The following is a 20,393-nucleotide window of genomic DNA, read 5'->3' as shown; positions in this document are numbered from 1 at the left end:
CGGGACAATCAGCAAGAAAGAGGAAACCAAAAAGGCATAACCCGGCCTACTTCCTTCCGGTTATGCCCCTTTATTTGATTTATTCTTCGGTAGATTGCACGTGTTCAGCAATGAGCTTCTGCTTCATATTCCACGCCGCAGGGCTGATATTTACGCGGTAAATCTCAGGATTGAGTTTACGCAGATATTCCGGCCAGAAGAGATCCATCTGCTCGCGGTGATAACTGCGAATCTCATCCAGGGTAGGCAGTTCATACACTTTTCGCCCATTCACAAAGATCGGTTCCAGCATATTTACTGCTTCGTAGCGGGTTACCGTCTTTTTCAGATAAGGGTGTAGCGGGTTGAACAGCTTGAGCGGCCCGCCCTGTAGCGGCTGCTCTTCTCCTGGATAGCAGATATAATCTGCAATCGCCTTACCATGTTTCGGATCAATGATCCGGAAGACTTCTTTTTTACCTGGTGTGGAGACTTTTTCGGGATTGGCCGAAATTTTGATCGTAGGCAGCATGGCACCATCCACTTCACGCTCCACCAATTTGTACACGCCACCCAAAGAAGGTTGGTCGGAAGCGGTAATTAGCTGTGTGCCCACTCCCCATGTATCGATGCGAGCTCCTTGCGCCTTAAGGTTGAAAATTGTATTTTCATCCAGATCGTTGGAAGCTACAATCTTCACGTAATCCAATCCGGCGTCGTCCAGCATCTGCCGAGCTTGAATGGATAGATACGCAAGGTCCCCGCTATCCAGACGAATGGCGTTCATCTTTTTGCCCTGGCTCTCCAGCTTCTTGGCGGTCTTGATTGCATGAGGAACACCACTGTTCAATGTATCAAAAGTATCCACCAGCAGTGTCACTTGATCTGGCAGCACTTTGGCATAGACGTCAAACGCCTCCTGCTCACTCATAAAACTCTGCACCCATGAATGGGCATGTGTCCCTGCTGTCGGAATTCCAAAGCGCTCTCCAGCCAGCATATTAGACGTTGCATGGAATCCTGCCACATACGAGGCACGCGCCCCCCAAATGGCCGCATCCGCTTCCTGTGCACGTCGTGTTCCGAATTCGAGCAACGTGTCCTGACTTGCCACCTGTTTGATCCGGGAAGCCTTCGTTGCAATTAACGTCTGATAATTCATGAAGTTAAGTATCGCCGTCTCCACCAGTTGTGTCTCCATAATGGAGCCTTCTACCCGAATGAGCGGTTCATCAGGGAAAACGAGCGCCCCTTCCTTCATGGAATGAATCGTCCCCTGAAATGAAAACTGGAGCAACTCTTCCAGAAAGACCGGATCGTAATTTTCCTCTTGCTTAGATAAATATTTGATGTCCTCCATCGTAAACCGAAGCTGGCTGATATAATTCACAATGCGTTCCAATCCGGCAAATACGGCATATCCGTTGCCAAAAGGAAGCTTGCGGAAATAGGCTTCAAACACCGCTTTCCGTTTGTGAGTTCCATTCACCCAGTGGGCGTACATCATATTGATTTGATATTTATCCGTATGTAAAGCCAGGCTAGTCGTCTGCATTTGTCTCATCCTCTCTGACTTCCGCTTGTGTCGGCAGGTCTAGCCTTGCAGACACGGGTCAACATGTGGAGACTCATTGCTCATGATTCTGGTTACGTACCATTGCATAAGTCTCCGGTTTATTCCTATTCACCATATTCCCCAGCAACATAACACTTGTTCAACCAACAGAATATGATGGATATGATCACAGGTTCAGTTACAGGTTCAGTTACAGGTTCAAGCCTGCGAGAACGGTATCGCTCGCTTTGACCACCTGGGCCCCAAGACTGGAACGAAAATGTCCAAGCGCCCAATCATGTCCCGCTTGATTGAAGCTCGCCACGGCGTCTTCATATACCGTTATGTGAAAACCTTTATTATAAGCATCCACTGCCGTGTGCAGTACGCAAATATCCGTACATACACCGATCAGTGCAATGTCTGTTATTCCACGTTCACGCAGGCGCAGCTCTAGATCTGTACCGCAGAATGCGCTGTATCTTGTTTTATCCATCCATCGAATCTGAGATTCCCGTTCTTCCATAACCTGGGCTAGACGACCATAAAGCTGTCTTCCCTCCGTACCTCTAATGTTATGGGGAGGAAAAAGAGCAGTTTCCGGATGGTAAGGATCATTCTCTTCATGCAAGTCCACGGCCATAACAACCTCATGCTTGTTATTGCAATAAGCCTCCGTTATAGCTGCGATCGTCTCCTCAATCTCCACAGCAGGCTCGCCTACAGGCAACGAACCTGTCACAAAATCACGTGTAAAATCGATTACAATCAGTGCTTTCATCGTCCACACTCCCTTTTTGAGAATAGGTTGATCCTGATTCAATCCATCATGATTCGCTTGCGAATTAAGTATAGATGGAAAGACGAGGTACAAGCTCCGTAAAACGGTATAGCTGGGCCGGACGCTGTGAATATTGATTGGAGCTTAGCAGGTTGCCCTCCTCATCCCGAACCTCTTCCACAATGCCTTTGCGGCTGCGTGTAGAAGTGATCTTCCGAATGAAATTCGGTTCTTCAAAGTCAGGTACAACACTCTGAATCACTTGGTATAACTCGCTTAGTGTAAAATCACGAGGCAGGAACTGTCGTGCAATCGTCGTTTCCAGCATTTGCTGTTGAATACGCCGGTACGCATCTTCTATAATCGTCCGGTGATCAAAGGCAAGCTCGAGCTCTTGCAAAGCTTCCTGAATCGTAAATAATCCAACATCCTCAGCATCATCTGCAGCCTGACGGTGTTCCAACATCCATTCCTCTACCAGTGCAAAAAACGCATGTGAGATAATCCATCCTCTGGGGTCACGCCCAGGCTGACTATATACATTCAAATACTCCAGATGTCCGCCGTCCACACCTGTCTCTTCCATCAACTCGCGCTTTGCAGCACCATAGATGGATTCATTTTCCTGACAAAATCCACCGGGCAACGCCCATCTTCCCGCAAAAGGCCAACCTTTGCGTTTGATCAGCATGACCTTCAACTCCCGGATTGGGAGTGTCTTGGTTACCGTCTTGCGTTCCCGCTTGGTCAAGGTAAACATGACGATATCCGCAGGAACACCATCGGGTGTACGATATTTCTTGGAACTATAGGCACGTGCTGCCTGTTCATCGCTTTCAGCATTGAATTGTTCGTAGTTTTCGCTCATGGGCACCACCGACTATTCTCATTTTGATATTTTCATTATGACATAATAATATCTTTTGTCAACCTTGAGATTCCGTGTTTTGCGCTTTTACTCGCGCTATACGGAATGTAGCTGTTGCCATACATCCCAACGTTCCAGATGCATCCCGGACCTCAGATTGTGCCGTCACACTACGCCCCGCTTGATGCAGGATCGTTGATGTCACGATTAATTCCCCTTGTTTCATAGGTGCCAAGAAATGAACATTCAGATTGGTGGTCACACAACTGTCTACTGCCATTGCCGCTGTAGCTACCATGCCCATCGCCTGATCCATCAGGGACGTCAGCACTCCACCATGAATAATCCCCATGGAGTTGGTGTGATGTTCGCCCGCTGTCAGCGCGATCTGTACTTCTTCTCCGTCACCTTTAATAAACCGACAACCGAGAAATCCCCAAAATCTTCCATTTCCTTCTGCAACCATTTTGTCCAAAATACCCATATTGATTTCCCCTTTAGTGCACTTTAAGTATAAAGCCCATGATGTATGTTGTTGATGATTTTACCAGCATTGGTTCTTTTCGTAGTTGATCTAAAGTGCTTCGTTATTATATTAAGCCTGCTCTTACGGAACAGGTCTTATCCAGTGAAGTTGTCTTGATCAGGCCACCACACAAAATAACCCCACCACGTGGAGTCTGAGATGATCAAAAAAGGCGCGGACTGCGTCCGCACCCTTCCGTTCACTTACCCGCAGCTGGTCGGAGGTGAATCCGTACCTGCCTCCACGTTCACTTTCTCGGAGACGGTATCCCGAATTACAGAAATAACAAGCTGAAGCAAATAATTGATATCGCTTTGACTTTGCTGGAATTCCGTAACGAGTGGAATGCCGTCCAACTCTGCCTGCAGATCCTCAATTTCCTGTTCAATTTTGCTGACCATGTCTGCATTTTTGAAGCTTTCAAAAGCAACGATTTCCTTTTGTTTCTTCTTAATCGTTGCAATCAATTGTTGGATGCGCTCATGATCGCGAATTTTGGACTCAGCCTGTTGGAACTGTTTAACTTCCTCGCTCGTTCCAAGCATATCAGCCAATTCTTTGGCTTTTCCCATAATGTCGTCGCGTATAACCAGATCGCGCGTATCGTAGGTAGGCATTCCATAAGGGTTGTACTGCACTTCTTCCTGCGCCACTCGAAATCGCTCCATTCTATGAGATGATATAAGATGAAATACTCGATGTTGCACTAAGCTTAGTTAACTGCTTGAGTGACCGCTGCGGTTACGGATCGTTCTTTCGATCGCTGTTGTCTCCAAATTTTTCTGATTGTAATAGTCTGTGGATAAAATTTGGAGACAAAGGCGAACGCTTCGCTTCTACAGAATCGATTCCGTCACCTTCGCTACGCTGGGCCGTAACCCGCCAAGTGCAAAAAGACATTCATCTTATTAGGTTTGTGTATTACTGATTGGCGGCTACTGGCTCTGAGAGCAGGTTGCCCCGAATATAGAAAGTCATTGGATCGGTGATTTCTACATGTACAAAAGTACCGATCAATTCTTTAGGTCCTTCAAAGTGCACCAGCTTGTTGCTGCGTGTACGTCCTGCCAGAACATTGGAATTCCGTTTGCTCTCACCTTCGACCAGCACTTCAACAACCTTGCCGCGCTGCTTTTCATTGCTGCTATGGCTGTATGCGTTGATCGTCTCGTTCAAGCGTTTCAAACGTTCCTTCTTCACGTCCATCGGCACGTTATCCTCCATCACCGCAGCCGGTGTACCTTCACGCGGAGAGTAGATGAATGTGTAGGCAAAATCGTAGCCAACTTCCTTGACCAGTGACAGCGTATCTTCGAACTGCTCTTCCGTCTCCCCCGGGAAACCAACGATAATATCAGTGGTTAACACGACATCTGGAATTGCAGTTTTAATTTTGTCAGCAAGCTTCAGGTAGTGTTCCCGACTGTACTTGCGGCTCATACGTTTCAGCACTTCCGTGCTACCAGACTGCACAGGCAGATGGATATGTTCCACCAGGTTCCCGCCCTTCGCAAGCACCTCAATCAGATGATCATCGAAGTCACGTGGATGACTGGTTGTAAACCGAACCCGTGGAATATCGATTTTGCGGATATCATCCATCAGGTCACTGAAGCTATACTTCAGATCCGTGAAGTCTTTGCCATAAGCATTGACGTTCTGGCCGAGCAGCGTGATTTCCTTGAAGCCTTGTCTTGCCAGTTCACGAACTTCGGCAATAACATCTTCTGGACGTCGACTGCGCTCTTTCCCCCGTGTGAACGGGACGATGCAATATGTACAGAACTTGTCGCAACCATACATAATGTTCACCCAGCCGCGCATGCCCTCACGTTTTTTCGGTAGGTTCTCAATGATGTCGCCTTCCTTGGACCATACCTCAACAACCATTTCTTTACTGAACAGCGCTTCTTGAATCAGGTGTGGCAGCCGATGTACGTTGTGTGTACCAAAAATCATATCCACAAAACCATGCTTCTGCATGATCCGGTTCACGACGCCTTCTTCCTGCGACATACAGCCACACACACCCAGTAACAAACCTGGACGTTCGGTTTTCAGGGTTTTCAGATGGCCCAGCTCACCAAACACTTTATCTTCCGCATTTTCTCGAATCGCACATGTGTTTAACAGAATGATATCTGCCTCTTTGCGATCCTCGGTAGCCTGATAGCCCATCGATTCAAGCAATCCTTTGATGGTCTCCGAATCATGTTCGTTCATCTGGCATCCATACGTATATACGATATAGTGTTTGCCTTTCCCCACGTTTTTCAGTTCCTCGGGTACGGCTGTTTCGTAAAGCACCTGGACGTCTTCCTTGCCCCGTTGTTTCTCCTGACGATGATTAGGTTCGGATTTGATGTTAATCTCCCGGCCCCGGATTCTTATCTTTTTGCTGAATTCATCTTGCGAAATTACTTTGGCATCGGAGAAATCAAAATATTGGGAGTAATCCTTTTTTGAGTCTTTAGCCATTTCCTTCGGTCACTCCTTACAGCCTCTATTAATAAAAAATCGTTATTTCATCTTGTTTCACGTGATTTGCACGCTTTATACATCAAAAGAGCATTACAGCAAATTATAACATGAATTGGGCTGTAGTTCCACATCCAAAGCCGCTACCCCTTCGCCTATCCCGAAATCTGCGCAGGTCTGCTAAACAGCCCGACAATACACAAAAACCTGAGCTATCCCAGGTCGAATGTAGCGACGCGTGGATATACTCAGGTTTATACGTTCATTCAAACCGCCAAGATCACGGCTGAAGATTGTTCCATGTGATTAGTCGATGATTTCAGCAGTATCGCCGTTACGAGCGCCAGCTGCATTAGCTTCATCCGTATCAATATGCATGTCCAGTGCAAAGGAATCCGATACACGAGCCAGTACATTTTCCAGTACCAGACCACGATCTCCACCCAGACGAACTTTCAGCAATTGTTTGTCCTCAATGCCCCATTTAGCAGCATCAGAAGTATGGAAGTGGATATGACGAGCAGCAACGATAACACCTTTATCGATCGTAACTTCGCCAGCAGGTCCTTTAATCGTAATACCTGGAGTACCTTCGATGCTTCCGGATTCACGAACAGGTGCCTTAACACCAATAGCGAAAGAATCTGTCATCGAGATTTCCAGTTGTGTTTCCGGACGAACAGGTCCAAGGATACGCACTTTATCAAACTGTCCTTTCGAACCAATAACCGCTACTGTTTCGTTAGCAGCATATTGTCCTGGTTGGGACAGAGGTTTAAACTCGGTCAATTCGTAGCCTTTACCAAACAAAATTTCAACGTGCTCTTGAGATACATGAATGTGACGGGCAGATACGCCCACAGGTACTGTTTTGCTCATTGTGAATTTCACTCCTTGTTTATCTATGGCCTGTAGCCAGGCTCTTAACAATCCTATGGTATTATACCCCTTTTTGAAGTGAAATGAAAACGAACTGCTGAAAATTCATGAAATACACTTATTTTGCAATCATTAATCCCCTGCATTTGGTAAATCCATCTGAACATGGACGGATACTCCTTCCAGCTCGTTTTCTTCAGCGACCATCGGTATCATGATTACCATGTTCCACCTACAAATTTTCCCTTGGCAAGTTTTCTCCTAAATAACTCATCGCATTGCCCCACATCCAACCGTGAACGAGTGATTCGTCGTAGTGCTTGAGCAGCGTATTTATCAACTTCGGATACTGCCCGGTATGTTCAAGGTCATGGATATACGTAGCAATTCCGTCAAAATCAGACCCCATCATCAGATGATGCTCCCCACCCAGAGAACATATCTGCTCAATATGAGGCAATAGATCTTCAATACATACTTCGCCTTCCTGCTTCACAAACCACGGTACAAACGTCAGCCCAATACGCCCTTCCCGGGCAATAATGGCCCGTATCTGATCATCCTTCAGATTACGCACATGCGGGCATATGGCATAACTGTTGGAATGCGAAGCGATAAAAGGACGTTCACTAAGGTTAGCAAGCTCCCAGAAGCCTTTCTCGGTCAGATGTGATACATCCAGCAGCATGCCGATTTGGTTACACAGTTGAACCAGCTCTCTGCCCTTCTCCGTAAGTCCCGCCCCACGTTTCTCCAATACACCATCAGCTGCCCAATTGGCATAGTTCCAGGTAAGGCCAACGATCCGCACACCCATTTGATAACATAACTCCAGATAAAAGAGATTGCCCTCCAGTCCATCGACACCTTCAAGTGTAAGTAGTCCCCATGGTCTGTCCGTCTGCCCGATCTGCGTAAGCTGTTCTCGCCATAACAATGTATTTGTGCCTTCAGCTCGTTCTTTGGTTATCTCCACTCGCTTGCGGTAGGTGTCCAACTGGCCCATCACATGTTCAAACTTTCCTCTGCCAAGCACTTCGGGCAAATATATTGCAAAGGCCTGTAAACCAATGTTACCTTCTCTCATACGTTCCAGATTCACATCCAGCTGTGAAGCATTTTCAAATGAATGGCTAGGGTTCATCAGCATTTTACTCAAAGCATCACAATGAAAATCGGCTACTCGGCAGTTGTGCATCACAATCTCTCCTTCTAAACGGTTATGTTATGGAATAAAACGCAAAAAAACCTGTCTACTTCGTAAACAGGTTCAATGCATAAACGCATGTATTATCTGGGCTCCACAATCAGCTTAATGGCCGTTCGGTCCTCGCCGTCGATCACAATGTCTGTAAAAGCTGGAATACAAATCAAGTCAACTCCGCTTGGTGCTACAAATCCCCGGGCTATCGCTACCGCTTTAATGGCTTGGTTCAGTGCTCCCGCTCCAATTGCCTGCAGTTCAGCATTTCCACGTTCACGAAGAACACCTGCAAGAGCGCCGGCTACGGAATTGGGATTGGACTTTGCTGAAACTTTTAATACTTCCATGGTAAGTACCTCCCTGGGAATGTTGAATGTTTGTTTCCACTTACTAGATGTTATTCGCGGGAGGCAAAAAAATTCCTTCTTTTTAGACGGGTTTCCCTGCAAATTGGGACAATACCCCTATTCCATACGCCACTCGTCCTCCATCAGACGAATTTTCTCAATGCGTGTTGCAGCACCTGTGGCTTCATCGATCTCCACAAATACACCGTGGAAATGCCATTTGCCATCATCCACAACAAATCGTACCGGAAGCTGAGTGTAGAACTTGCGAAGCACCGCTTCACGCTCCATGCCCAATATGCCATCACGCGGCCCTACCATACCGGCATCGGTTAAATAAGCTGTTCCTCCTGGCAAAATACGATCATCGTTGCTCTGCACATGTGTATGTGTACCTACGACCAGCGACGCACGTCCATCCAGATGCCAGCCCATAGCAATCTTCTCAGACGTTGCTTCAGCATGCATATCAACCAGAATACATTTGTGGTCTTGACGCAGTTCATCCACAATTTCATCGGCAACGCGGAATGGACAATCCAGAGCAGGCAGGAATGTCCGGCCTTGCAGGTTGACAATCGCCAGCTCCTTGCCTTCTCCTTTGACTACGGTGTATCCTCTGCCTGGTGTTCCCGGCGGGAAGTTCGCAGGACGAATCATACGTGGCTCATCATCTATAAAATCAAATATGTCCTTATTGTCCCAGGTATGGTTACCAAGGGTGATACCATGCACACCCCAGTTAAAAAATTCATTCGCAATTGCGCCGGTAATGCCCCGGCCTGCCGCTGCATTTTCACCATTTACTATGACTACATGTGGCTTATACTTCGTTTTGAGGTAGGGGAGGTTTTCCTTCAATGCCTTACGCCCCACGTTCCCCACAATATCACCAATAAACAAAACTTTCATTTTACTGCCTCCTTAAACCCTACTAAGCGCAGCCTTCTTCAAAGCATCCGAAACTTCGCAGGACCTCTATCTCTTGCTCACCATTTTTTTTATTAAATGCCTTTTAACAAGCTATCAAAAGGAAAAGTGGCCCACTACTGCGGCCACTTTTCCGTAATGCTCTATTTTGCGTATTCAACCGCACGGGTTTCCCGGATGACGGTGACTTTGATGTGACCCGGATAATCGAGTTCGTTCTCGATCATCTTCGTGATGTCACGCGCGAGGCGGAAGGCTTCAGCATCGTCGATTTTCTCAGGCTGTACCATAACGCGAACTTCGCGTCCGGCCTGGATGGCATACGATTTCTCGACACCTTCGAACGATTCCGAGATCTCTTCCAGCTTCTCCAGTCGTTTGATATACGTTTCCAGCGTTTCGCGGCGTGCGCCTGGTCTTGCTGCGGAGAGCGCATCTGCTGCGCCAACCAACATGGCAATAACCGAAGTCGCTTCGCAATCCCCGTGATGGGACGCGATACTGTTGATTACAACCGGATGTTCTTTGTATTTCTTCGCTAGTTCCACGCCGATTTCGACGTGTGATCCTTCCACTTCGTGATCCAGCGCTTTACCGATGTCATGCAATAGACCTGCACGTCTTGCTAAGGTTACGTCTTCTCCGAGTTCGCCAGCCATCAATCCAGCCAGATAAGCGACTTCCATCGAATGTTTCAAGACGTTTTGACCGTAGCTTGTACGGAACTTCAACCGGCCCAGAATTTTAATCAAGTCCGGATGCAGACCATGCACGCCCACTTCAAAGGTAGCTTGCTCACCGTATTCACGGATACGCTCATCCACTTCTTTGCGGGATTTCTCCACCATCTCTTCAATCCGTGCCGGGTGAATACGTCCATCAGCCACCAGTTTTTCGAGGGCAGTACGGGCGATTTCACGGCGAATCGGGTCAAAGCCCGACAGAATAACAGCTTCTGGCGTATCATCGATAATGAGGTCAATCCCTGTAAGGGTTTCAAGCGCACGGATGTTACGTCCTTCACGACCGATAATCCGGCCTTTCATTTCTTCATTTGGCAAAGTAACAACGGATACCGTTGTCTCCGCTACGTGATCAGCCGCACAACGTTGGATGGCGAGTGTAATAATCTCGCGGGACTTTTTGTCCGCTTCTTCCTTCGCTTGCTGTTCAATGTCCTTGATCATTTGAGCCGTCTCATGACGAACTTCCTGTTCTACGTTGGACAGTATGATACTGCGTGCGTCTTCCATAGTGAGGTTGGATATGCGCTCCAGCTCCGTCACCTGGTTTTTGTAGATCATCTCGATCTGCTGCTGTGTCTCATCAATTCGTTTCTCTTTGTTAGCCACTTGCTCTTCTTTACGTTCGAGTGATTCCAATTTTTTATCCAGCGACTCTTCTTTTTGCAACAATCGTCTTTCTTGTCGTTGAATTTCGTTCCGACGTTCACGAGTGTCTTTTTCAGCTTCGGCGCGAATGCGATGGATTTCGTCCTTCGCTTCCAGCACCGTTTCTTTCTTCAGTGCCTCTGCCTCTTTCTTCGCGTTCTCCACGATTTGCACGGCAGCTTGTTCCGCACTGGAGATTTTAGCCTCTGCAAGAGATTTGCGAATAAAATACCCTACTCCGAACCCAATAACGAGCGCGGCCACAACGAGAACGATCGTGATTACGATGTCCATACTGTTCACCTCCTCGTTGGTTCCTCCAAGGCACTCCTTGGGTCAATTTGTTGTTTTCAAGCCTTACATATTTTTGGGAATAACGAATACTCACGGCGATCCCCCGCCGATTTTCATTTCAAGTGTACATGTCTCCACGCACTATCCGCCGTCTCCGACGAACCCATAATCATGAATGGTATAAATCTTAAAAAACAGAAACCGCTTTTTTGGAAGGAAAAAGGGTTGTCCATTTCTTACAGACTCATGTCCATTTTAGTATTTGACGAAAGAAATTGTCAAGAGAATGCAGTATAGTGAGTCCAGTCTGCTAATCCCATAACAACGCTTCGTCTTCTTCGGGGTCTTTAACCTCGTCTTCTTCAATTAAACAATTCACGACCCGACGCACCATATCCATGGAAAAACCTCGTCGCATCAAGAAGGGAAGCGTTTTACGTTTCTTCTCCTGGATGTCTCCTTTGACCTGATTCCATTTTTTGCGTCCGGCGGTTAGAGCCGTCTCAAATTCCGCATCTGTACTTACACCTTCCAGCGCTTCAGCAATCAGATCATTGGCAATGCCCTTCTGACGCAGCTCTTGCCTTATCCACAGTTTTCCCTTCCGCTGGCCCTCCATACGCTGACGAGTCCATTCCTTCGCAAACAGTTCGTCATCGACCAAATTCTCACGCTCAAGCCGATCCAGGGCCTCTTCAATCAACGGTGCAGCAAACTCTTTCTGACGAAGCTTCTGACTTAATTCGTGGCGTGTCCGAGGTTTATGCTCCAGATATCGCAAAGACTGCACATACGTCCGCTGTCGCTCGTCAGCTACGATGATATCTTCCAAGTCTTTTTTCAGAAACGTATTTCCCCGGGTCATACGATATTTAATCATTACATCTTCAAGCACCGTAATTGAATATAAACCAAAGGTAATTCGGTAACGAGCTTCCCTGCTCTTCGTTCGTTCAACTCGTGTAATGGTAAGTTCTTCGTTATCCGGGAATTGGGAGATTCCCTCCAGCTCGGCTTCTTCATATAAATCATCTTCATGTTGATCCATTTCGGTCTCCCCTTCCATGTCATTTTGTGCGTCTGAACTGCACGGCCTAACTGACAAGTACATAGCAAAATAAAAGACTTCCTCGAATACATCTCCGACGGAGATAACACAGCTACACTGAATACGTTTAGCGTAACTTCACAGAGACATCAGACGCTAATACAAAAGGCCGGAAACAATATCCGGCCTCTCCCTAATAGTAAACGCGCCAACAGCCTCTGCCCATTCGGACAGAGGCTGTTGGACAGCGCGAGCGCACACACCATACCCCAAGCTAGATCGAGCAAGCTCAATCAGACAAGCTTTGGGAGTTCAGAGGGCAAGGCCCTCTAGGGCCCTTCCTACAAGGGAGGGTTACTCGTTAATTTCAAATAGTTCTTGTTCTTCTGCTGCTTCTTTTTGTTGCTCTTCGCTAGTTGGCGCAGGAACTGCAGTAGTCAAGTTACTGGCTACACGAATTTTTTGTTCAATGATTTCAGCAATATCTTTATGCTCTTTCATGAACTGCTTCGCGTTCTCACGGCCTTGTCCTAAACGCTCGCCTTCGTATGAGTACCATGCACCACTTTTATTGACGATGTCCAGCTCAGTACCAATGTCAATGATACTGCCTTCTCTCGAAATACCCTCACCGTACATGATATCCACTTCCGCTTGTTTAAACGGAGGTGCTACTTTGTTTTTCACCACTTTAATACGCGTACGGTTACCAATCATGTCATTTCCTGATTTGATACTCTCAATACGGCGTACATCCAGACGTACCGTGGAATAAAATTTCAGGGCACGACCACCAGGTGTTGTTTCTGGGTTACCAAACATAACCCCGACTTTTTCACGAAGTTGGTTGATAAAGATGGCGATCGTTTTGGATTTACTGATTGCACCAGACAGTTTACGCAGTGCCTGAGACATCAGACGCGCTTGCAAACCGACATGGGAATCACCCATTTCGCCTTCGATTTCTGCTTTCGGTACCAATGCAGCCACAGAGTCAATAACGACAATGTCCACAGCACCACTACGTACAAGAGCTTCTGCAATTTCAAGCCCTTGCTCACCCGTATCTGGCTGAGACAGAAGCAATTCGTCAATGTTAACACCCAGTTTACTGGCGTATTGTGGGTCAAGAGCATGCTCGGCATCGATAAATGCAGCTTGTCCACCCACTCTTTGTACTTCAGCGATAGCATGCAATGCTACGGTTGTTTTACCAGAAGATTCAGGTCCATATATTTCAACAATACGGCCTTTAGGCAAGCCGCCTGTTCCTAATGCAATATCCAAAGCCAAGGAACCGCTGGGTATAATTTCCACATTCATGTGAGTCGACTCACCCAGTTTCATGATGGATCCTTTACCAAATTGCTTCTCTATTTGACGGAGCGCCATATCAAGCGCGGCACGACGGTCTGACAATAAGCTCACACCCTTTACTGTTTATAAGATAATGATACCTTGTTTTAACACGTTTGCCAAGCTTTTTTTCGAACATACATTCGTTTTTTTTGTAAAGGCCGAGGCGCCTCTTCCTCAAGGAAACTTTCCATTAAACAGAAAAAAGAACCGTAAACAAGGCTGTAAAGCCTGATTTTACGGTTCTTCCGTCTTCCTTTATTATACTTGCTTGCCTTGGCAAATGCAATCCGAGCTCTTAACTAGTCCATCTCCACAAGCTTGCGCCACAAACGGTAAAGAATCGCTTTCGCTGAACGAATCCGAACCGTCTCCCGATTGCCATTAATGCGCAGTTCATGAATTTCTGTCTCTTTACCACGCTCTGCCAGAGCGATGAAGACAAGACCTGGCGGTTTGCGTTCGGAATAACCAGGTCCCGCTACACCTGTCACTGACAGACCGAAGTCGGCATCCCCAATCATTCGAATCTGCTCTGCCAGCACTTTGGCCACTTCCGGACTCACTGCGCCCGGTGCATCTTCACCTTCCAGATAGGAATGCGGCACATGGAGCAGCTTCTCTTTAATTTCATTGGAGTAACATACAATTCCGCCCTTAAGCATCGACGCACTGCCAGGAACTGATGTCAGACTTTGCATGACGAGCCCTCCTGTGCAGCTCTCAGCCGCGCTAAGAGTCAGACCCATATCAGACATCATCGTTACAATTGTGTACTCTATAGGCACATCCTCGTTCGCGTAGAGATGCTCTGGCAATCGTTCCCGAATCTGAACTTCCATTGCATCCAGCTTCAGCTTTGCCTCATTCTCACTTGGAGCCTTTGTAGATACACGTACCGTAACTTCTCCCTCACTTGCATAAGGAGCAATGGTAGGATCTGTCTGTGTATCAATCAGATCAAGGAGTCGGTCTTCCAATGCCGATTCGCCAATTCCTGCAAACTTCAGCATTTTCGAGTAGATCGGCATTTCTTCTGTCAGTACATGCTGGAACAACCAAGGCTTAACTTCCTGTTCAAACATAGGAATTAGCTCTTTCGGTGGTCCAGGCATCACTACATAATGCTTGCCATTGTCAGAAATCGCATTTCCTGCGGCAAGGCCTGTTTCGTTCGCCAGCGGTGTCCCGCCTTCTATAACGATGGCCTGACGACGATTGTTTTCGGTCATGTCTACATTACGATCTCGGAAGAAGCTCTCGATCTTGTCCATGGCCATTCGATCTATATGCAGCTTGCGGTTCAAGACCGCCGCGATCGCATCCTTGGTCAGGTCATCCTGTGTAGGACCTATGCCCCCAGAAAATAAAATGACGTCTGCACGACCCTGAGCGATGCGAATAGCGTCACTAAGTCGATTTAGATTATCACCAACCACCGTTTGGAAATATACATCAATCCCGATTGCAGCCAATTCACGGGATAGATATCGAGCATTGGTATTCACAATTTGTCCAAGCAACAATTCTGTGCCAACTGCAATGATTTCTGCCTTCATTCAGCATCCTCCTGTACACGTGGTGAGTGATCAAAGGGCAATAGGATAATTTCCTATTGCCCTTCGTACAAATGATTTCTTCATACTTACCCATTTAACCTCAAACGTTACGCTTTCGATAAATGAAGCAAATTTTTGTTTTTGATAAAGTAATCAATACCTGACCAAATCGTAATAATCGCTGCAGCCCAAACGGCAATAACGTCCATGTGAATACCCGTGAATGAGAACGGGAAATTATTCAACAACAGCAGTACAATCGCCACAATTTGCACGACGGTTTTCAGTTTGCCCCAGGCACTTGCCGCAACAACCGAACCATCCAATAACGCAATCTGACGCAAGCCGGTAACCGCAAACTCACGACTAATAATGACCACAGCAATCCAGGAATCCAACTTGCCCATTTCCACAAGAGAAATTAGCACCGCAGTAACCAACAACTTGTCAGCCAGCGGATCAAGCAATTTCCCCAGGTTGGTGACCATATTATTTTTCCGCGCCAGATAGCCGTCAATTCCATCCGTGCTTGCTGCAATGATAAAAATGACAGCAGCAATCAACTGATTATACGGGAGCGATAAGCTTCCAAATTGCAACGGCTCTGGATAGAACGGAAAATCTACGAGCAGGAACACCATCAAAAAAGGGATTAAGCAAATTCGTGCAAGCGTAATCCGGTTGGGTAAATTCACAAGACGCCCTCCCTCTTATCCTCCATTACTCCAAACATTCATCTTAATCCCGTATTCATCATCCGGAACATGAAATTTACAGTTTCACTGTCAATCAGCACTAAAAGTGCTCTCACTATGTAAAAACGCAAAAAATAAAGTCAACCGTTCAAACGCAAAACCGTTTTAAACGTTCCGGTGACTTTCAGAAGATGTACTGCTTTTCACAAAGTCAGCAAACGATGATGACTGGGCTTTGATGCTTATCTGCCAGCAATGCACACTTAGTATAATATACGCCAATTGCAGTGTCAAAAAACATACCTAGCTACAATGAGGAGATCTTACTTAAAGTTTGTATATTGCAGATCTAGAGGTAGATTGGCACCGTTCAACAACTGCATAACTGCCTGCAAATCATTCTTACTTTTACCTGTTACCCGGAGCTGATCTCCCTGAATCTGACTCTTCACTTTCATCTTGGAGTCACGAATCAGAATATTAATTTTTTTAGCGATATCCTGATCAATCCCCTGCTTGAAATTCAAACGCTGGCGGACTGTACCTGAAGAAGCTGGTTCTACTTTTGCATAATCAATGTTTTTTAAAGGTAAACCCCGCTTAGCCATCTTGGATTGCAGTACATCGATAACAGCCTTGAGTTTGGTCTCATCATCAGATACGATCGTTAACGCATCCTTATCCAGTTTCAGACTGCTCTTGCTGCCCTTGAAGTCATAACGCGTGCCAATTTCTTTTTCCGTTTGTGTAACGGCATTTGTCAATTCCTGCAAGTCCATTTTGGACACGATATCAAATGAATTTTCTGAACTCAAACCAGTCACCCTTTCAGTTAATCATATGTTCTGTAACATTATAGAGGATACGCCAAGCAAAAGTCTAATTTTATGAGGTTTTTCAAAATAAAAAAAGCATTTTTGGCTGCCACTTGAGGTGGTTGCCAAAAATGCTTACCGTGCGGCTGCCATTCTAATAACGGCTGCGATTAGGCTGTCTGAACATGTCAAGCACACCCAGAAGTACATGTGCAAGTCCAAAACCCAAAATACCGTAACCCCAGGCAGTTGGGGTCAAGTAATAACCCAGGAGGCTGACAATGATCCCCAAACCTGTTACGATCCAGCTGACTGTCACAGCCATCCACCTCACTTCACCAAAAGTTGACTGCAAGTTAAGACAAGGTTAGTGTCTCCCGCAGAAACTTTGGTTATTCGCCGTTAGTGCCGGTGCTTCCTTCGGTAGTGCTTCCTGTTTCATTCGTCGTAGTGCCTTCAGTACCTGCGGAGGACGTATCCTCACCAAGTCTTAACCGAATGCGGTTTGTCGCTTTCCCGTCTGTCACAACCTGCCCTGCAACCTCAATTGTGGTCGCTGCAGCGTAACCGGACTTAATGTACATTCCTGCACTGTCCAATTCAAAAGTATAACTGTCTCCTTCAGCGGTGTTTCCGTACTCTAACTTTTCTCCACTAGAGTTCTCGCCCTTGTATACTTCCAGCCAACTATGCCCCGTTGCTTTAATTGTAACGGTCACAGGCTGCCCTGCACTGCCGTTTACTTTGAAGTTCGTAATATTGCCTGATTTTCCGTCTTCAGCAACAGTTACAGAAGCTGGCGTATTATCCGTTGGGTTCTCTTCATTTTCACCCGTCGTTTGCCCATCCGTCTGTCCGTCAGTTTGTCCGTCAGGCTGCCCCTCTGCTGTTCCGCCACCGTTACCGCCTGCTTCGCCTTCATTCGTTTCTCCGCTACCTGATTCATTCGCTGGAGGATTGGAAGCTTGACCATTATCTGTAGGCTCATCCGGTTTATCTTGAGGTTGCTGCTGGCTGTCTGTGATCTTCGTCTGATCCAGCCCTTGTGTATCCGAATCATCCCTGTTCATCACTACATACACGTACAACAGCACAAGAATTAATACCGGAAAAGTCCACATCAGCGCAACAGACATCCAGCGGTTACTGCGCTCTACCGGGCGGCTTGAACGCTTTTGAATAACCGGCTCCATGGTTGCTTCCGTTTCTTCTGCAGGTACATCTTTCTTATGTCCCTCCAGCAGCTCATCAGGATTTAGTCCCACCGTTTCCGCATAGGTTTTGATAAATGCACGCACATAGAAGCTACCAGGCAGCACTTTGTAGTCTCCTGCCTCTATTGCCTCCAAATACCTCTTGCGAATTTTAGTCATTTCCTGTACATCGTCAAGACTCATCCCTTTTTGCAGCCGGGCCTCTCTTAACTGCTGACCCAGTTCAGACATGCCATCTCCTCCTTATGTTTATCTCTATGGTTGTTGCTTATCTATTTCATGATCCCGTACGGAGCGTTACAGTTCGTCGGTGTAGCTGGCCGTAAACGTATCATAAATAATTTCTTCATTCGGATTGTTGCGCAGTTCAATAATAATGTCAAAATCATTAAAATCATATTCAGACTCCTGCACAAAAATATCCGGATGTTCAATAACCTTGGTGCTTGGCATCGTCATGATGTCCTGTAACAGATTATAATGCCGTTCGCTTGAACGAATCGTACTGACAATTCCGTCAATGATAAACACATTGTTTGGATTCAATTCGTCCTCGGACATCTGGCTTCTTATGGTCTGACGAAGAAGTGTGGAGGAAACAAACGTCCAGCGCTTCATCGCACATACGCTGCCTGCAATAATGGATTCTGTTTTCCCTACACGCGGCATTCCACGCAAACCAATGACTTGATTGCCTTCCCTCTTAAATACTTCACCCAAAAAGTCCACAAGTAACCCAAGTTCGTCCCGCGTAAAACGAAATGTTTTGCGATCATCCGAATCACGATCAATATAACGACCATGACGCACAGCCAGAATATCTACCAGTTTCGGTTGACGCAAAGCAGACACAGTTATGCTGTTCACTTTGCCAAGCATTTCACCCAGCAGACGGATCTTCTCGTCATCGTCCGATTCCAGCAGCATCCCCCGGGTTTTGCCTTCTACACCGTTGATGGTCAATATATTTACTTCAAGCATCCCCAGCATAGAGGCAATATCCCCTAAAAGGCCAGGTCTGTTCTTATGTATTTTATACTCCATATACCATTGTTTAGATTCCATTTAAACACCCCGTAAAGCATTATTCCACATTATTCGACAGTAACAGAACGCGTCCATTGGACGACAATCTGAGATATCTTCTAAAAATGGGTCACGTTAATGATATATAAAAAGAAAATGAATTACAAGAACAGGTCTGTAATCAATGTGTAATCATTAGAGAAAAGCCCCCTTGCGGGAGCTCTCCATCTGTAATCTTATGCGTTTTGTTTGGCCAATTTGACCATCAGGCACGCAATCGTACGACGTTCATCCTCGTCGCCGACTTCCCATAGTTCTTTCAATGCCCGGTTGGAAGGGTTCGCCGGATCTACTTTCTCATCCAGGAAGTCACCGATTTCATACGCAAGTTTGTTGATGGTTTCTTCATTCATTCCCATCTTCTCTGCTTGCTGTACGCGGTCACCCAAAAACTTCTTCCAAGTGTCAAAACTCGTGAGCACCGTTTTTTCTGTTGACATGATAAATCCTCCTTTGCTTGACGCATGAGATTTAAAATCAACAGTTGTAATATGTGCTTCCCGGACATTTTATATACGAGCATTTTTGAATTAATTGAAGATCATCTACAAATCATTAATTTCCATCAAGGCAATACCTACGAAGTTAAAACAAAATTGAATTCGCGCACCCATATATTACGTGAGCCAGCCACCATTTGGACTTATAATCTGCCCATTAATATAGCCGGACTCGGGAAGTGCAAGGAAGTAGACCAGTGAGGAGATTTCATCTGGCTGGGCGAGTCTTCCTGCCGGAATTTCCTCTTCCAGCATTTTTAGTTCATCCTGATCCAGATGGTTCAACATGGATGTTTGAACCGCGCCTGGAGCTACAGCATTCACCGTTACGCCAGATGGAGCCAACTCTTTGGCGAGAGCTTTGGTGAATGCATTTACACCACCTTTGGTTGTAGAATACAACACCTCACAAGAGGCACCCGACAGTCCCCAGATAGACGAAACGTTAATGATTCGACCGTATCTTTGGGAGATCATGTGAGGCATCATTTCCTGTGTACACAAGAACGTGCCTTTCAGGTTGATCGCCATCACTTCATCCCAGATTTCTTCCGTAACATCGGACAGCATTCCATAATGAGATATCCCTGCATTATTCACCAGAATATCCGGCATCAGCCCATGTGATTCCAGCTTCTCACGCATACGTTCAATTTGCTCCCGACTGCGAAGATCAGCAGACACCGTCATGACTTTACCACTGCCTTGTTCCATGCATCTTCTCGCAGCTTCATTAGCTGCTTCATGCGATTTCATATAGTGAATCACTACATTCATGCCCACCTTGGCAAAACGCTCTGCGATGGCCGCTCCAATGCCTCCGCTCGCGCCCGTTACAAGTACCGTCATTTCTCCAATTGGCTTCAATTGTCCTGTTCCCCTCTCCAT

21 protein-coding genes are annotated in these 20,393 nt (G+C 46.4%); all 21 read right to left on the bottom strand.

Features of this window, described 5'->3' with window-relative positions:
* Positions 1-79: 79 nt before the first annotated feature.
* The gene (locus BLV50_RS01845; protein ID WP_063566350.1) at positions 80-1,534 is read right to left on the bottom strand and encodes a nicotinate phosphoribosyltransferase; all 1,455 of its coding nucleotides are present in this window, start codon (positions 1,532-1,534) and stop codon (positions 80-82) included.
* A gap of 211 nt (positions 1,535-1,745) precedes the next feature.
* Positions 1,746-2,315, bottom strand: coding sequence for a cysteine hydrolase family protein (locus tag BLV50_RS01840; RefSeq protein ID WP_090805439.1), 570 nt, complete (start codon positions 2,313-2,315; stop codon positions 1,746-1,748).
* A 64-nt stretch (positions 2,316-2,379) separates the two neighbouring features.
* A complete protein-coding gene (locus BLV50_RS01835; protein WP_062326181.1) occupies positions 2,380-3,183 on the bottom strand; it encodes an NUDIX hydrolase in 804 nt (267 codons plus the stop codon).
* 58 nt (positions 3,184-3,241) lie between these two features.
* Positions 3,242-3,667: a PaaI family thioesterase gene (locus BLV50_RS01830; RefSeq protein ID WP_063566353.1), complete on the bottom strand. Its 426-nt coding sequence runs from the start codon at positions 3,665-3,667 to the stop codon at positions 3,242-3,244.
* Positions 3,668-3,912: 245 nt separating this feature from the next.
* Positions 3,913-4,377: a YlbF/YmcA family competence regulator gene (locus BLV50_RS01825; protein ID WP_371129216.1), complete on the bottom strand. Its 465-nt coding sequence runs from the start codon at positions 4,375-4,377 to the stop codon at positions 3,913-3,915.
* A gap of 253 nt (positions 4,378-4,630) precedes the next feature.
* A complete protein-coding gene (miaB, locus tag BLV50_RS01820; protein ID WP_090805437.1) occupies positions 4,631-6,187 on the bottom strand; it encodes a tRNA (N6-isopentenyl adenosine(37)-C2)-methylthiotransferase MiaB in 1,557 nt (518 codons plus the stop codon).
* A gap of 306 nt (positions 6,188-6,493) precedes the next feature.
* Positions 6,494-7,066 (bottom strand): phosphate propanoyltransferase, encoded by a 573-nt coding sequence (gene pduL, locus BLV50_RS01815; protein ID WP_053783855.1) that lies wholly within the window; start codon positions 7,064-7,066, stop codon positions 6,494-6,496.
* Between the two features lie 232 nt (positions 7,067-7,298).
* Positions 7,299-8,264 carry a dipeptidase gene (locus tag BLV50_RS01810; protein WP_090805435.1) on the bottom strand — a complete coding sequence of 322 codons (966 nt, stop codon included), beginning with the start codon at positions 8,262-8,264 and terminating at the stop codon, positions 7,299-7,301.
* A gap of 92 nt (positions 8,265-8,356) precedes the next feature.
* A complete protein-coding gene (locus BLV50_RS01805; RefSeq protein ID WP_019005392.1) occupies positions 8,357-8,617 on the bottom strand; it encodes a stage V sporulation protein S in 261 nt (86 codons plus the stop codon).
* A gap of 117 nt (positions 8,618-8,734) precedes the next feature.
* Positions 8,735-9,529 carry a TIGR00282 family metallophosphoesterase gene (locus BLV50_RS01800; protein WP_024630289.1) on the bottom strand — a complete coding sequence of 265 codons (795 nt, stop codon included), beginning with the start codon at positions 9,527-9,529 and terminating at the stop codon, positions 8,735-8,737.
* 161 nt (positions 9,530-9,690) lie between these two features.
* Positions 9,691-11,232 (bottom strand): ribonuclease Y, encoded by a 1,542-nt coding sequence (rny, locus tag BLV50_RS01795; protein ID WP_062326115.1) that lies wholly within the window; start codon positions 11,230-11,232, stop codon positions 9,691-9,693.
* A 310-nt stretch (positions 11,233-11,542) separates the two neighbouring features.
* Positions 11,543-12,280, bottom strand: coding sequence for a regulatory protein RecX (locus BLV50_RS01790; RefSeq protein ID WP_079694665.1), 738 nt, complete (start codon positions 12,278-12,280; stop codon positions 11,543-11,545).
* A 354-nt stretch (positions 12,281-12,634) separates the two neighbouring features.
* The gene (recA, locus tag BLV50_RS01785) at positions 12,635-13,699 is read right to left on the bottom strand and encodes a recombinase RecA (RefSeq protein ID WP_053783851.1); all 1,065 of its coding nucleotides are present in this window, start codon (positions 13,697-13,699) and stop codon (positions 12,635-12,637) included.
* A gap of 239 nt (positions 13,700-13,938) precedes the next feature.
* On the bottom strand, positions 13,939-15,195 hold the full coding sequence (locus BLV50_RS01780; protein WP_063566358.1) for a competence/damage-inducible protein A: 1,257 nt from the start codon (positions 15,193-15,195) through the stop codon (positions 13,939-13,941).
* Between the two features lie 107 nt (positions 15,196-15,302).
* Positions 15,303-15,890: a CDP-diacylglycerol--glycerol-3-phosphate 3-phosphatidyltransferase gene (pgsA, locus tag BLV50_RS01775; protein ID WP_090805433.1), complete on the bottom strand. Its 588-nt coding sequence runs from the start codon at positions 15,888-15,890 to the stop codon at positions 15,303-15,305.
* A 323-nt stretch (positions 15,891-16,213) separates the two neighbouring features.
* Positions 16,214-16,705 (bottom strand): YajQ family cyclic di-GMP-binding protein, encoded by a 492-nt coding sequence (locus BLV50_RS01770; RefSeq protein WP_017689115.1) that lies wholly within the window; start codon positions 16,703-16,705, stop codon positions 16,214-16,216.
* Positions 16,706-16,859: 154 nt separating this feature from the next.
* Positions 16,860-17,060 carry a hypothetical protein gene (locus BLV50_RS32625; protein WP_143764708.1) on the bottom strand — a complete coding sequence of 67 codons (201 nt, stop codon included), beginning with the start codon at positions 17,058-17,060 and terminating at the stop codon, positions 16,860-16,862.
* 37 nt (positions 17,061-17,097) lie between these two features.
* Complete coding sequence (locus BLV50_RS01765; RefSeq protein ID WP_090805430.1) at positions 17,098-18,150, bottom strand: helix-turn-helix domain-containing protein; 1,053 nt, start codon at positions 18,148-18,150, stop codon at positions 17,098-17,100.
* A 66-nt stretch (positions 18,151-18,216) separates the two neighbouring features.
* Entirely contained in the window at positions 18,217-18,984 is a 768-nt protein-coding gene (locus BLV50_RS01760) for a DUF3388 domain-containing protein (protein WP_024630282.1), read from the bottom strand.
* A 197-nt stretch (positions 18,985-19,181) separates the two neighbouring features.
* Complete coding sequence (locus BLV50_RS01755) at positions 19,182-19,445, bottom strand: DUF3243 domain-containing protein (RefSeq protein ID WP_063566361.1); 264 nt, start codon at positions 19,443-19,445, stop codon at positions 19,182-19,184.
* Between the two features lie 177 nt (positions 19,446-19,622).
* A complete protein-coding gene (gene ymfI, locus BLV50_RS01750; RefSeq protein ID WP_076289541.1) occupies positions 19,623-20,393 on the bottom strand; it encodes an elongation factor P 5-aminopentanone reductase in 771 nt (256 codons plus the stop codon).

It is taken from the genome of Paenibacillus sp. 276b, assembly GCF_900107875.1.
GTDB classification, from domain to species: domain Bacteria; phylum Bacillota; class Bacilli; order Paenibacillales; family Paenibacillaceae; genus Paenibacillus; species Paenibacillus marchantiae.
This window is presented reverse-complemented; position numbering and strand designations above follow the sequence as displayed.

What these genes read in the sequence shown, in the direction of transcription:
- BLV50_RS01755 (WP_063566361.1), bottom strand. Translation starts at nt 19,445, where the DNA reads ATGTCAACAGAAAAAACGGTGCTCACGAGTTTTGACACTTGGAAGAAG.
- BLV50_RS01765 (WP_090805430.1), bottom strand. Translation starts at nt 18,150, where the DNA reads ATGTCTGAACTGGGTCAGCAGTTAAGAGAGGCCCGGCTGCAAAAAGGG.
- BLV50_RS01810 (WP_090805435.1), bottom strand. Translation starts at nt 8,264, where the DNA reads ATGCACAACTGCCGAGTAGCCGATTTTCATTGTGATGCTTTGAGTAAA.
- rny (WP_062326115.1), bottom strand. Translation starts at nt 11,232, where the DNA reads ATGGACATCGTAATCACGATCGTTCTCGTTGTGGCCGCGCTCGTTATT.
- BLV50_RS01825 (WP_371129216.1), bottom strand. Translation starts at nt 4,377, where the DNA reads ATGGAGCGATTTCGAGTGGCGCAGGAAGAAGTGCAGTACAACCCTTAT.
- BLV50_RS01830 (WP_063566353.1), bottom strand. Translation starts at nt 3,667, where the DNA reads ATGGGTATTTTGGACAAAATGGTTGCAGAAGGAAATGGAAGATTTTGG.
- BLV50_RS01835 (WP_062326181.1), bottom strand. Translation starts at nt 3,183, where the DNA reads ATGAGCGAAAACTACGAACAATTCAATGCTGAAAGCGATGAACAGGCA.
- ymfI (WP_076289541.1), bottom strand. Translation starts at nt 20,393, where the DNA reads ATGGAGAGGGGAACAGGACAATTGAAGCCAATTGGAGAAATGACGGTA.
- BLV50_RS01780 (WP_063566358.1), bottom strand. Translation starts at nt 15,195, where the DNA reads ATGAAGGCAGAAATCATTGCAGTTGGCACAGAATTGTTGCTTGGACAA.
- BLV50_RS01805 (WP_019005392.1), bottom strand. Translation starts at nt 8,617, where the DNA reads ATGGAAGTATTAAAAGTTTCAGCAAAGTCCAATCCCAATTCCGTAGCC.
- BLV50_RS01840 (WP_090805439.1), bottom strand. Translation starts at nt 2,315, where the DNA reads ATGAAAGCACTGATTGTAATCGATTTTACACGTGATTTTGTGACAGGT.
- BLV50_RS01790 (WP_079694665.1), bottom strand. Translation starts at nt 12,280, where the DNA reads ATGGATCAACATGAAGATGATTTATATGAAGAAGCCGAGCTGGAGGGA.
- BLV50_RS01845 (WP_063566350.1), bottom strand. Translation starts at nt 1,534, where the DNA reads ATGCAGACGACTAGCCTGGCTTTACATACGGATAAATATCAAATCAAT.
- BLV50_RS01760 (WP_024630282.1), bottom strand. Translation starts at nt 18,984, where the DNA reads ATGGAATCTAAACAATGGTATATGGAGTATAAAATACATAAGAACAGA.
- pduL (WP_053783855.1), bottom strand. Translation starts at nt 7,066, where the DNA reads ATGAGCAAAACAGTACCTGTGGGCGTATCTGCCCGTCACATTCATGTA.
- miaB (WP_090805437.1), bottom strand. Translation starts at nt 6,187, where the DNA reads ATGGCTAAAGACTCAAAAAAGGATTACTCCCAATATTTTGATTTCTCC.
- BLV50_RS01800 (WP_024630289.1), bottom strand. Translation starts at nt 9,529, where the DNA reads ATGAAAGTTTTGTTTATTGGTGATATTGTGGGGAACGTGGGGCGTAAG.